Source organism: Exiguobacterium undae DSM 14481, assembly GCF_000620805.1.
Classification (GTDB): Bacteria; Bacillota; Bacilli; order Exiguobacteriales; family Exiguobacteriaceae; genus Exiguobacterium_A; species Exiguobacterium_A undae.
Map to the genome: position 1 here is coordinate 1,033,276 of NZ_KK211187.1, position 13,565 is coordinate 1,046,840.

Annotated in this window: 11 protein-coding genes; 8 read left to right on the forward strand and 3 right to left on the reverse strand. The window is 47.0% G+C overall.

The window, feature by feature from the left end:
• The first annotated feature begins 67 nt into the window (after positions 1 to 67).
• Both P397_RS0105855 and P397_RS0105860 read left to right on the forward strand, forming a co-directional pair.
• Complete coding sequence (locus tag P397_RS0105855) at positions 68 to 3,649, forward strand: DUF5057 domain-containing protein (protein ID WP_028105907.1); 3,582 nt, start codon at positions 68 to 70, stop codon at positions 3,647 to 3,649.
• A 15-nt stretch (positions 3,650 to 3,664) separates the two neighbouring features.
• Complete coding sequence (locus tag P397_RS0105860; protein ID WP_028105908.1) at positions 3,665 to 4,354, forward strand: ankyrin repeat domain-containing protein; 690 nt, start codon at positions 3,665 to 3,667, stop codon at positions 4,352 to 4,354.
• 45 nt (positions 4,355 to 4,399) lie between these two features.
• Here P397_RS0105860 and P397_RS0105865 read toward each other — a convergent pair whose 3' ends face one another.
• Genes P397_RS0105865 through P397_RS0105875 form a run of 3 tightly spaced genes read right to left on the reverse strand, consistent with a single transcriptional unit; the run spans position 4,400 to position 7,087 of the window.
• Positions 4,400 to 5,968: a type II secretion system protein gene (locus P397_RS0105865; protein ID WP_028105909.1), complete on the reverse strand. Its 1,569-nt coding sequence runs from the start codon at positions 5,966 to 5,968 to the stop codon at positions 4,400 to 4,402.
• A gap of 17 nt (positions 5,969 to 5,985) precedes the next feature.
• Positions 5,986 to 6,600 (reverse strand): type II secretion system protein, encoded by a 615-nt coding sequence (locus tag P397_RS0105870; RefSeq protein WP_028105910.1) that lies wholly within the window; start codon positions 6,598 to 6,600, stop codon positions 5,986 to 5,988.
• Positions 6,563 to 7,087 (reverse strand): prepilin-type N-terminal cleavage/methylation domain-containing protein, encoded by a 525-nt coding sequence (locus P397_RS0105875; protein ID WP_028105911.1) that lies wholly within the window; start codon positions 7,085 to 7,087, stop codon positions 6,563 to 6,565. The genes P397_RS0105870 and P397_RS0105875 overlap by 38 nt, the downstream gene beginning before the upstream one ends.
• 175 nt (positions 7,088 to 7,262) lie before the next feature.
• Between P397_RS0105875 and P397_RS0105880 the strand changes: the two genes are divergently transcribed.
• The 6 genes from P397_RS0105880 (at position 7,263) to P397_RS0105905 (ending at position 13,557) form a co-directional block, all read left to right on the forward strand.
• Positions 7,263 to 8,624, forward strand: coding sequence for a G5 domain-containing protein (locus tag P397_RS0105880; protein ID WP_028105912.1), 1,362 nt, complete (start codon positions 7,263 to 7,265; stop codon positions 8,622 to 8,624).
• 26 nt (positions 8,625 to 8,650) lie between these two features.
• Entirely contained in the window at positions 8,651 to 8,965 is a 315-nt protein-coding gene (locus P397_RS0105885; protein ID WP_028105913.1) for a hypothetical protein, read from the forward strand.
• Between the two features lie 8 nt (positions 8,966 to 8,973).
• Positions 8,974 to 10,638 (forward strand): GspE/PulE family protein, encoded by a 1,665-nt coding sequence (locus P397_RS0105890; protein ID WP_028105914.1) that lies wholly within the window; start codon positions 8,974 to 8,976, stop codon positions 10,636 to 10,638.
• Positions 10,635 to 11,678 (forward strand): type IV pilus twitching motility protein PilT, encoded by a 1,044-nt coding sequence (locus tag P397_RS0105895; protein ID WP_026832417.1) that lies wholly within the window; start codon positions 10,635 to 10,637, stop codon positions 11,676 to 11,678. Before P397_RS0105890 ends, P397_RS0105895 begins: the two co-directional genes overlap by 4 nt.
• A 4-nt stretch (positions 11,679 to 11,682) precedes the next feature.
• Complete coding sequence (locus tag P397_RS0105900; RefSeq protein WP_028105915.1) at positions 11,683 to 12,900, forward strand: type II secretion system F family protein; 1,218 nt, start codon at positions 11,683 to 11,685, stop codon at positions 12,898 to 12,900.
• A 138-nt stretch (positions 12,901 to 13,038) separates the two neighbouring features.
• Positions 13,039 to 13,557 carry a type II secretion system protein gene (locus P397_RS0105905; protein ID WP_028105916.1) on the forward strand — a complete coding sequence of 173 codons (519 nt, stop codon included), beginning with the start codon at positions 13,039 to 13,041 and terminating at the stop codon, positions 13,555 to 13,557.
• Positions 13,558 to 13,565: the final 8 nt, after the last annotated feature.

Genomic DNA, 13,565 nt, shown 5'->3' on the forward strand with positions numbered 1-13,565 from the left:
CTTGTATACTAAAGGTGGGGTAATATAGTCCTAGATTTTACGATCTTATGACGAGGAGACGATTGAGATGAAGCGTTGGGTACGTCTGTTTGTAGTCAGTCTATTGATCTTTACTAGTTTTACGTATATACAGCAACCACATACAAAAGCGGCGACCGGGGAGAAGTTCAAGATTTTAGAAGTGCGCGATGCCTGGTCGACGACGAACCGGATTGATCCCGGGACGACGGTGACCTCCATGTTGACAGGACTGGATACGAGCCGGTACGAGATCAAGATGATGACAGTCAAGGAATTGAATGCGTCGCGTTTCCCGCTTGACGGAGCGTTTGATGCGATCGTTTTTGATCCGTCTGCATTTTCGGGAACAGATCGATATTCGATGACTGTTTCCGATACGAAAAAAAATCATAATACGAACAAGATTGAAAATGATATTACAAAGCTGAAAGCAAACGAGATTCAAAATGCATATGTCAAAAAAGGACTACCTGTCTTTTTGCATCAAGATGTTCTGACGCATTCATCGAGTAACTTTACGGCGATTTTTAAAGAGACCCCGGTGTATACGGATCTTTCTACCGTCATTTCAAGATTGAAACTGCAAAAGGTCGTCCGCCCTCGTTTGGCAGGCGTATCTGTCCAACAAAAAGGAACGGCTTTGACGGGCGTCGATAAAGGAACGCCAGCCGTTCCGAACGTCCCGATTGATTTTACGTACACGACGAGCGCTGAAAATACGAATCAACTTGTTCAACTGTACATTGATTTCGACAGCAATGATCAATTTGAAGAGTCGGAAAAAGTCGATGAAAAACCGGCAGGGAAAACGGGTACACTAAGCTATAATTTTGACGCGCCAAGTTATACCGGTCCACGGAATTGGATGATTCGTGTCTCAAGCAGTGATGGCTTGACGGACTACAAAACCGGCAGTTTTTTGATGAAGGATCAGGTTGCGGAAGCAAAAATTCTTCAAGTGACTCGAAGCGGAGCGACGGGTTCAATCAATGGTTTCATGAATTCGGGAACGCTGTTGAAGCAAGACGGATTTTACGATTTTAATGTAGAAGTCATTACCGCGGATACGTTTAATAAGACGTATGCCTCAAAAAATATAAATACATCTTATGACATGCTTGTGTTTGGTTTTCAAGATTCTTACGGGGCTGCATCTTTGAGTGATGATGCCTCAAATGCCATCCTGGCGTTTACAAATACGGGACAGGGTCTAATGCTGTCGCATGATACGATTTATAGACCAAGTCAATCAGCAAATCCAGAACTGTTTTGGGAAAAGAAGTTTGCCGGACTCGCTGGACAAAAAAACTTTACCAACATGGGATATGGGGCGCAACGGACGTCAGGTCAAGCTGTTAAACAAAACGAGGGTGTCATGACATCGTATCCCTTTACGTTAGGCAATAGCGTTCAGATTGCGACGACCCACAACCAATATTTTGGTCTGGACTTAGAACAACCGGACTTGATTCCATGGTATAACATCCGTGAAAACAACCTTGCTTCGACAAATCAGGATGCCGGACGTACGATTGGTGATGCCCGAAATCATTATTATATGTATACAAAAGGGAATGTCACCTATTCCGGAGCGGGACATACTTCGACCTTCAACCAGCAACAGGAAAAAGAGTTGTTCTCGAATACGATGTACCGTGCTTTCATTGGTGCCAACCACAAACCGCTTCTGAAAAATATTTTGCCGGAAAATCAGGCGAGTTATTTAGACAACGAACCACTCACTATCTCATACAAAGTAAATGACTATGACTTACGGGACCGTGAATTAAAAACACGTATTTATATCGACAATGAAAAAGTGTATGAGAATGATAAATTGAAAAACAATTCCTTTGTCAGTGAGACGTTTACCGGGAAATTAGCTGGTAAGACGTCAGCCGTAATTCGGATCGAAGCGGAAGATCAACGTGGCGCGAAGACGATTGAAACACGGACGATTCAAGTCGTTCAGCCGTCCGCCTCATCTCCGTTTACGTTGTCACGTTCGATTGATCCGGCGACGATCCCACAAGGGGAAACAGCAGACATCACCTATACCGTTAAAACGAGTCCGATGCTTCAAAAAGATGCAATCGGAAATAATGGATATATCATGGGGCAATTCTCTGTCACGATGGAAGATATCCTCTTCAGTGAAGATTTCCCGGGGAATGTTGAGGTAATCTCAGCGACAGGGCTCGGTAACGTGAAGATCGTCAATCAAAAGTTGACCGGGAACGTGCCGGATATCGAATATGATGAAGCAGTTGCCGGTGTTCAAAAAGGATTGTGGATTGCTAAACCATCTGAGCTGACCTTTACCGTAAAGGTCCGGGCAAAAGATGCAGCCGGTGTTCATCTGTTTGATAAAAAAGATAATTCGATGACTTCCACGAAAACGGTCTACCGTGATAAGAAAAATGGAGTCGATAAATCAAAGTCCGTTGCGAATGACACACAAGCTTTTCCGACGCTAGGGTATGCACTGTCGACACGTTATGCGACAGAAGCCAAAATCCCATCCGTCCGTATCGATATCAATACACCGTCATATAAAGTCTTGCCAGACATCAATCCGGCAGGCAGCCAATACGGGACGTTGAAATGGTCGATTGCAGATACGAGTATTGCGACGATCAATCAGGAAGGAATCATTGTACCGAAAAAAATCGGTACGACGGATATCAAATTGATTGTACCTGTCGCAAATGGCAAAGAACTGGTCGCAACATCCAAATTGACCATCAATGACGTATTTGGCGGATTGATTGTCCGTGATGTGCCAAATGTGTTGTACGTGGGGCAAACGAAAGCGATGACAGGGGATGCCATCATGTTGTCCGGAACAGACGCACCAATCAAATGGTTTGTGACGAATCCTGGATCTGTTGAATCAAAAGGGAAAGACACCGATACGTTGAGCTTAACGGGCGTTAAACCCGGTATGCTGACCGTTCAAGCAGTCGTGCCAGCAACTGCAGGCGCAACGACCTACTTGGCGCAATCACAAGTCTATACGATTGAAGTCAAGGTTCCGGAACTAACGGTGAATCCAAGCAACTTGGAACTATGGGTCGGGACGACAAAGGATGTGACGGCAACATTTTCACCGGATATCCGCTTACCGTTTGTTCTTTCGAAAATCAGTGATGCCATTGAACTGACTGCGACCGGTACCGGATACACCGTCAAAGGATTGACCGGGACTCCAAACGGTCCGATTGATGTACTGTTACAGTTAAAAGATTTCCCGGATACGCAAGCGATCACTAAAATCAATGTGCGTGAAAATCCACTGACGTTGACGGCAAATGATTTGACGATGACACTACAAGACGATCAAAAACGCCCGCTTCTCAATTGGCTGCCCGTTACGACGACGGAACGTTTCTATCGTCTCGAAGTCCTGCAAGGGAAAGAATACGTCAAGACGGACGCGACTGCTCAGACGCTGAAGGCACTTCGTCCGGGTGTTGCCCGAGTGAAGGTGACTGCCTTGAAAGAAGACAAGAGCGTTTTTGAAGTATTGAAAGACGGAGAAAAAGAGAAGCAACCGTTGACGACAACGTTTAAAGTCACGATTTCATCTGAGGGATCGGCAGGAGAAAGTGATACGGATGTGTATTAAAGAGGAGCCAACGACGTGACACGTAAAAAAATCATGACCGTCGTTCTCCTGTTCTTGATTGGAATCGGAGGAACGACGTATCTGTTAATCGATTATCGAAATCAACAAACTTTTGAAGCGAGCCTCAAGGCAAGTGATGCGACTAAGTTGCAACAGGCAGCAGAAGCTGTCAATTTATCGACAAAAGAACGAAACCGGTATATCCGGCAATTTCAAGAAACACTCGAGTACGACAAAGCACTCGTCCTGTTGGACCGGACAAGTGCTAAAAATCAAACCAATTGGTTTTATGTCGCGCAGTTTGCCCCGACGAATGTCGTAGCGGATTGGTTGCAAGCCGGCGCGTCCGTCCGACAAGTGAACAAGGAACGGCAAAATGTGTTACATGTCGCAACAAGTGTCAATCGTTCGGTCGATGCCTACGCTTTACTCGTCAAACAAGCAACGAAACGCGAATTGAATCAGCAGGATCGATCCGGTCATACCCCACTTTATTATGCAACCGTCGATCAAAACCAAGAAGCGATGGAGCTGTTACTGGCAGCGGGTGCTTCGCCGGACAAAGGGAAAGATCGCCCGATTTATGAGACCGTCAAACAAAACCGGAAAGATCTTTATCAAGTGTTAGAAAAAAGCGGCGCTTCAGCAACACGTAAACAAGTGAAACAACTGGCTGAAACGTATGGTGCAGCATCTTTTGAGTAATTGAAAAACACGACATCCGCTGTTGGCGGGTGTCGTGTTTTTTGGTCATGGAAGCCGTTTCGGCGTTTCGACATAGAGTTGAACGGCCCGGCTGAGCGGAAGCATCGCCGTCGGATTTTGAAGAACACTCGCATCGTAAGTTAAACGAAGGCGGGATTTTTCAGCATCCGCAGATTGCTTGGCCTTCATCAAGGTCTCGAGTGCTGTTACATCTTGCGGGAAACTATTTTCCGGTAAATCAAGCGTTCCGCGGTAGGCATTGACTTCGAGACTGCCTTTCGTAAAGATTCCGCCTTGCAGGTTCATCGTCGAACCAACGGAATAGATTCGGTTCAGCTTTGGATCATCGCTGTATAAAAAAGCACTCATATCGGGTGTTGCGGTTTTTGGTGTTGAAAATTTATTGACGCGGTTAATCGTCAAACTTCCTTTGCTGAGAAGGATCAAGGTATTCTGACTGACTGAACTGGAAATTCCTTGAATGTTCGCATCGTCCAGACGGCTCGAGCCCGTCGAAAACATCGTCGTCGCAAAGCTGACGTTACCGCGGATCAGCAAATTACCGAGCACAATCATCGGGCGTTTGATTTCAAGCGGTCGATCGATGGGATTGAGGGAAGAAATCGTCAAGTTGCCATCGATGATAAGGGGTTCAGTAGAAGCTTTGACGATGTCGTCGGTAATGGTGACCGTGTTACTTTCTGTTGGTGCCGGTCGAATCAATTGTTTGTCTGTACTTAATTCGTTTAAAAATGGACCTGTTAAGACAGCCTGTTCGATCGGTTGATCTCGTAAGTAACTTGATAATGTGGCGAGTGGTGTGGTACTCGGAATATCTAAAAAATCGTTTAAGGCGAATTCAAAATCAAACGGGACCAAGGCGTCTTTTGTGGCCAACAAGTCCGTTTTGACGGTCGAGTCGAATACACTTGAATCACAAGGTAAAAAATCACGACAGCTCAATAACGGTTGGTCCTTCGGCTGGAACACCTTGACTTGACCATCGATGTAAGACCGGGCCGTTTTATCCGTATACTTCCCCGAAACACCATTGTAGATGAAGTTAGGTGACGCTGATACTTGTAACGGTTCCCGGGAAAAGACATTTCCCTGAATCCGCGGGGCGCCATTTAAAATCACTTGATTGTCCGAACCTAAGATGTAGTATAAAAAACTTGGAATCGCAGACAAATAAACGCGTTGTGAATACGTTTTCCGGACCGTCGGCTGATCGCCTTTTGTTTCTTCGACCTCTGCGGTCAAATCAAATGCCTTGACCCGGATGTTCGAGGCCGCCTCGTTTAAGACGACTTTGACATTCGGTGCGGAAGCCGCAAGCTTTAAAATGATTTGATTGGTTGGATCCTTAAATAATTCGGTGGAAGAACTGGTGGGATTGGTGCCGGCCGTCGTGGCAACGATTTGTTGCAGGGCAGCGATGGCTTGATTCAATTCATTTTGTGTCGCTGATTCGACTTCGATGTTCGTGCCCCGGATTTCCGTCAACCGGGTGGATTGTAGACTGATACCAATTGTCGCCACTGCCAGTACGGACAGAACGGTCAATGTCACTAATACAAATAGTAGGGTGTAACCTTCTTCAGATTTTCGCATAGGTCGTCCTTTCTGCCTTAGAAGCCGATCGTACTCGTGAGGGTTTGTGTTTCTTCTTGATCAACGGACTGAATGGTTAAGGTAATCGTCAAGATGCCGTGAATGACATAGACACCTGGATAGTCGCCTGTTGTGATCGTGACCGTTTCCGGACGTGATAACGTAAATGTTTTTTCAACGCGTGTCTGGTCATTGATGCTTTCGGGCGGTCCTTTGTAAATCAAAGTCGTCTGTTCGGTTTCTTGCTCGGCAAATGTATAGGTAATCGGATCGACCGTCTCGTCTGTTTGGTCTTGATTGGCGTTATAGGGTACAAAACCGGCAGACCGTTCGAGTAAGCCGGTCGCTTGACTGAGGCTCGGCAATGTTTTTTGATAAAACGCCAATTCATTGGGTTGATCGATGCGAATGGCGTCGAAACCCGTAATCTCGTTCAGAACCATCCCGACGGAACTGTCGGCTTCACTTCGTAACTCACTGATGATGCCTGTTGCCTGAAAACTTTTGGTTCCGGAGATGAAGACGGTTAAGATGACGGCGCTGAAAATCGCGGCAATGACGATGGCGACCAATAATTCAACGAGCGAAAATCCGTCACTTCGTTGACGGAAAACTTTGATTAAGCGTCGCATTCGTAATCGATCCTTTCAAAGAGGTAATGGGTTCTGGTTGTCCGTCCGGATACACGTACACGTAAAGATCGAGTAGGTTCGGATCGTTTTGTCCGTTAATTTTATGCGGCGTGACACTGAACTTCACATCAAACGGGAGATTATTTATTTCCGCATCGTTGAAGATTGAGTCACAAATAGCCGATACACCACATGACGGCGTGTTCGGCGTCGGTACTTCAAAAGCTCCATTTTGATAAATCGTCAATTCTGCCTGTTTCGCTAAGGTATCAAAAGCGAATGGACCAGCATCTGATTCAATTGCTTCCCGTTCGATATAGGAGGCGGCATTTTTCGCTAAGTAATTGGCGAAGGTTAACTCTGTACTGTCTCTGGACGCTGAAAGTGATTGTGAAAAAATACTAATCAAGGAAACCGAGATAATCGATAGGATGGTAATACTGACTAACACTTCAATTAACGAAAAACCATGTTGCTCGTCTTGCATGGACTCACCTCGTGTCTGAATCAATAGGATGTCTGAACTAAAAAATGAAAAACGGTATGTATTCTCACATGAAGAAAGTATTTGTCAGGTAGGACTTATGTTTCATCATAATATTCATTATAATGGAAATACTAGACACCTGAAATGGTTATTTCATACGGAAAGGAAACAGATGATGATAAATTTAAAACGTTTTGCTGTACATACGTTACTGCTAGTCGCCTTAATCGCCTTAATCTATGTTCCTTCGTTTGCCTTGATTTCCTTTACCGGCAAAGCAACAGTCTCGGAAAACTTCTCTGACACGGCGCGTATTGGTTCTGTTCCTGTCAGTGGTTTGACACGTAAAGAAGCCAAACCGAAAGTCCAAGAAGCCGTTACCGCTTGGTCTAAAAAAACACCGTTGACGGTCGGGACGGGAGAAGAGACGCTTCCGATTCCGACAGAACTCGTGACGTTTCAGATCGATGAGTCGATTAAAGCCGCATCGTTGAAAAAAGGTGGTGCGTTACAAGTAACCATCGATGAAGCGGCGACGGAAGAATATTTAGCGACACAACCAATTACATACACGGAAGAACAAATCCAGACCTTTAAAACATGGTTAGTCAAGACCAGTGAAAAATTAGAAGAAAGTAATTTTGATCCGGCAGAAACGGTCGCAGCTGTGGACCCGACAGGTGAAGTCGTTTCGAGTGTCACGTTCATGACCCGTTCGGCAGCTGAAGAACAGATGATTGATGCGATGGCACAAGTCGACATCAAGGCCGGTCAATTGATGAATGTGAAGACGTACGGCATGGATCCGGTTGCGGCATCCTTCATCGGCAGTAAACTGTATGAATTATTTGCGAAGACGCCATTTGAGATTGTCGAACGGATGCCACATCCCCAGTTACCGGACGATGTGACGCTCGGGTATGACGTCAAGATTGATGAGAAAACAGATTTTGCCGTCCGGAATACACAGGCGGTCAATTATCAGGTCATCGCGACGAAAAACGGAAGTGATGTCACGCTGGAATTACGCGGAACTCCGTTTAAAGAAACGGTCACAGCCGTACTGGAAGCTGAAAAAACGATTCCATACCGGACGATTACCCGCTACTCTCCGACATTGTCTGCCGGAACGAGCAGTGATACCCAATCGGGTGTGGAAGGGAAATCAATCGAATTATATCGCGTCACGAAGTCGAACGAAGGAGAAGTCAAACGATTGCTTGCGCTTGATTTTTATACTGCGACACCAGCCATCGTGACGAAAAGCAGCCAGGAAGAAGCACCGCCAGTCGTGATCCCGCCCGCAGAAGAATCAACGGACGACACGACAGATGACTCAACGAACGACAGTACGACTGAAAATCCGGCGGACAATACAGATAATGCGACGGACGGATCAACCGATGGACCAACCGACGGTACGACAACGCCGGAACAACCCGTTACACCGGATCAACCGACAGCACCGGATACACCGACGACAGGGGATCCGGCATCACCCGTCGATGGTGAGCCGACGGACGGTGCAGTCGGCTGATACTGCTATAAGAAAAGAGGATGAATATGAACTGGACGGACTTAGCGATTGAACTCGGTATCATCATTGGTCTTGCAACCATCATTTGCGGATTGATGTTTGCCATTCAAATTCCTTTTGTGACGACAATGGCGGCCAAAGTGACGCTCTCATTAACCGCATTGATATTAGTCACTTCACTCTATATGATTGTCAAAATGGATTGGATCACGAACCCGTTTGTCATTGCGGGATACGTGATTACGATTTTAGTCATCGCGGCCATTACGAGTGTGATGGATGAAAAAAAGCAACAGGTGACACCACTTGATGAAGAAGAAACATGGCACGCGGAAGGATGACGAGGTAAATGGCAATGAAACGGAAACGATTGGGTGAAATGTTGTTAGAAGAAAGTGTCGTGACGGAAGCGCAGATCGAAGAAGCGTTATCCGTCAAACGGACGACGGAAAAACTAGGGGATACCCTGCTGCGACTCGGTCATTTGACAGAACAACAATTGATTGAAGCCTTGCATCATCAATTAAAGATTCCGGTCATCCAGCTGTATAACTATCCGGTTGACGTGGCGGTCACGAAATTGATTTCAAAAGAGCTGGCCCAACGGCATACGCTTGTTCCGGTCTACCGTGAAGGAAACCGTCTGTTCATCGCAATGGCCGATCCGATGGATTTGATTGCGATTGACGATCTCCGGCTGCAAACCGGCTTGATGATTGAAGTTGGTCTTGCGACACGTGACGAGATTCGACGGACGATCCTCAAGTATTACGACATCGATTCATCGTTACGGGAGTTGCTTGAGTCGGACGAGATGACGATTTCCGATACGTCGCGTGATACGGTGACCCGTGAAGATGCACCGATCATCCGCCTCGTCAATCAGATTCTCGAAAACGGTATCTCGCAACGGGCGTCGGATATTCATATGGATCCGCAAGAAACGTCGTTATCGATCCGCATCCGGATCGACGGAGAACTTCGAACGGAAAACAATTATCCGAAGCAGATTCAAAACATCCTGACGACCCGGATTAAAGTGATGAGTGAACTTGATATCACGGAGACCCGCTTGCCGCAAGACGGACGGATCAAGTTTCTTTATAATGGCGTCGCCTATGACTTCCGGGTCTCGACGTTGCCAACCGTCTACGGGGAAAAAGTGGTTATCCGGATTCTTGACAGTTCGAATTCGAATATCTCGATTTCAAAAATCGGATTCAGTGAACGGAATGAACAACAGTTCCGGGAGATGCTCAAACGTCCAAACGGCATCATCTTGATTACGGGACCGACCGGCTCCGGAAAATCTTCGACGCTCTATGCGGCGTTAAATGGATTAAACGATGAAACGCGGAACATCATCACGGTCGAAGATCCGGTCGAGTATCAAGTCGACGGAATCAACCAAGTCCAGGTCAACTCGAAAATCGGGTTAACGTTCGCCAGTGGTTTGCGCTCGATTTTACGGCAGGATCCAAACGTCGTCATGGTCGGAGAGATTCGTGACATCGAGACAGCTGAGATTTCGATCCGGGCGTCCTTGACCGGTCACCTGGTCCTCTCGACGTTGCACACGAACTCCGCGGTCAGCTCGATCACCCGGTTGATTGACATGGGGGTGGAACCGTTCCTGGTCGCCGCCTCGGTGACGGGACTGATTGCCCAGCGTCTTGTCCGCCGGGTCTGCCGCGATTGTGGCGAAGTCCAACCGTTATCGAAACGCGAGGAAGAATTGTTCGCACAAGAAGGGATTGAAGCAACAACCGTCATGCGTGGCCGTGGTTGTTCGTCGTGTAACATGACCGGATACCGCGGACGGTTAGCGATTCAAGAAGTCGTCATGGTCGATGAGGTTTTACGACGGATGATCATGAATCAATCAACGGAGAGTGAAATCACGATGTATGTAAGATCGCAAGGACAACGGTTATTGTTGGCGGATGGGTTGTCGAAAGTTGCCCAAGGCATCACGACGACAGAAGAAATTCTACGGACGGTGATTTCCGAATGAGTACGATGGAACGCGCACAAATCGAAGACATCCTACGGTCATCAAAAGAAAAGGGCGCATCTGACGTCCATTTGACGGCGGGATCACCGCCCGTCTTTCGTGTCAACGGCACATTGATGCCGTTTGGAACGGACAAGATGAAGCCGATCATCATCGACGGATTTGTCCGTTCGCTGATTACCGAGGAAATGTACCTCCAACTCAAACAAGACCGCGATATCGATTTTTCGTTTGGTGTGCCGGGAGTTGCCCGCTACCGCGTCAACTGTTTTTATCAGCGCGGAGCCCTGTCGATGGCTTTTCGGACCATTCCGACGGAGGTACCGACACTCGAACAACTGTCGTTACCACCGGTCTTAAAACGTTTCCTGACAAAGCCCCACGGATTGATTCTCGTGACCGGTCCGACCGGTTCCGGGAAATCCACGACTTTGGCTGCGATGATCAACGAGATCAACCAGACGATGTACAAACGGATCATCACGCTTGAAGATCCGATCGAGTATTTGCACAGCCACCAAAAAAGTTTGATCGACCAACGGGAAATCGGAATTGATGCTCCACGGTTTGCGACCGGTTTACGCTCGGCGCTCCGGCAGGATCCGGACGTCATCTTACTCGGTGAGATGCGGGATCTGGAGACGATTTCGACTGCCGTCACGGCGGCTGAGACCGGGCATTTAGTGTTTGCGACCGTCCATACCTCGACGGCGGCGTCGACCGTCAGTCGGATCATTGACGTCTTCCCGTCGGAACAACAGGATCAAATTCGGGCGCAACTGGCGAACGTTTTGGCGGGTGTCGTCTCGCAACGGCTGATGCCGCGGACGGACGGGACCGGACGTGTTGCCGCCCTCGAAATCATGGTCGAGACACCGGCTGTCTCAAACTTGATCCGGACCGGCAAAGAATATCAGATACAATCGGTCCTGCAGACCGGTAAACAATACGGGATGCAGACGATGCAAATGGCACTACAAGACTTAGTAAGTCGGGGCCTGATCCCAGCATCAGCCGCGACACCTTACATATCGGGGTGAACCAATGGCAGTCTTCATATATGAAGGTCGAACGATGGCCGGTAAACGAAAAAAAGGAAAAATTACCGCTTTAACCAAACGGGAGGCGGCCGAACGATTACGGACCGATCAAATTGCCGTGACGTCACTCGAGAAACAAGAATCAAAAGGATTAAATACTGAAATTACGTTTTTGACCGCTAAACCGAAGATTGAGCATCTCGTCATGTATGCCCGACAGTTTGCGACACTTGTCCGCTCCGGTGTCTCGATCGTTAAGGCAACGGAAATCTTACGGAAACAGACGGAATCGAAACCACTGGAACGGGCGCTCGTCGAGGTCGAGGATGATTTACGGAGCGGGATTCAGTTTTCACAGGCCATCGAGAAACATCCCCGCGTGTTTGATACGTTTTTCGTCAGTATGGCGATGGCCGGGGAAGCGAGCGGAAACTTGGAAGAAGCACTGGACAACATCGTCACCCAGCTTCAGAAACAGTACGAAATCAAACGGAAGGTCATCTCCGCCTTGATTTACCCGGCGGTCGTCTCAGTTGTTGCGATCGGCGTCGTCGTTTTCTTGATGCTGAACGTCGTCCCGACGTTTGCCTCGATTTTTGATCAGCTCGGCAGTGAGTTGCCGTTGATCACCAAAATCGTCGTTGCGGTATCCGACTTTTTTGTCGCCTACTGGTGGGTCTTGCTACTGATTGCCTTTGGGCTGCTCGGTCTGTTGTACTTCAACTTAAAGAATGAACGGCAACGGGTGATCTTTGACCGCCTGATATTAATGATTCCGGTGTTTGGTCCGTTGATTCAAAAATCACAAATTGCTTTAATGACACGGGGACTGGCCGTTTTACTGAATGCCTCCGTCCCGATTCTTGCGTCACTCGACATCACAGAACGGATCGTCACGAACCGGGTCATCCGCAAAGGGATTGCCGGCGCGAACGAAGCGATGTCACGGGGGATTCCGATGCACGAACCGTTATCAAAAAACAAATATTTTCCACCTCTCGTGACGCAGATGATTGCAATCGGGGAGGAGTCGGGACGGCTCGACTCGATGCTGACGGAAGTTGCCGACTTTTACGAAACGGAAGTCGAAACGACGACGGATCGTTTGAAGTCCATCATTGAGCCGTTATTGATCGTCGTTTTGGCCGTCATCGTCGGTGTCATCGTCATCGCGGTTGTTGTACCAATGTTTAAAATCTACTCCGATATCCAAGCCAGTTGACAACTGTCAAAACATTTACCTTTTGTACAAAAAAGTCATTTTCTACAAAAAATATGGTGCTACTATAATAGTATTCATCTGGACAGTATGACCTATACACCAGTCGCAGTTAAAAAGTACTAGGGAGGAATAGTAAACATGTTAGAACGTATGAAAGAAATCTGGTTAGATGCAAAACAAATGCGCGATGAGCGTGGTTTGACATTGATCGAGTTACTCGTAGTTGTCGTTATCTTAGGTATCATTGCAGCAATCGCTGTCGTCGCCATCGGCGGATTGATCGAGAACTCACGTAAGGATGCGGTTGTATCCGATGCGAAACAATTGGTTTCGGCTGCGAAGTTGTATGCATCTTCAAACCCGATTCAAGCAGGAGAATCAATTATTTTAGGTGTTAATGAGAACGGAAACCCAATTACATCTACACCTGCTTCTGCTAGTGTTCCTGTTCGTAAAGAATCATTAGGAAAATATATCGATACTATGAAAGATGCGTTAAATTCTGATGCAGACTATAAAGATTCTTTCGTCCTTGTTGAAGAAGATAAAGGAAAATATACTTATACTGTTACATTAACTAGTAAAAAAACAACTAATGAATATTTTGAAGAAGTCACAGCTTCAGATTTAAAACGTTCAACAATTGAAGTGAACTAATCATGATT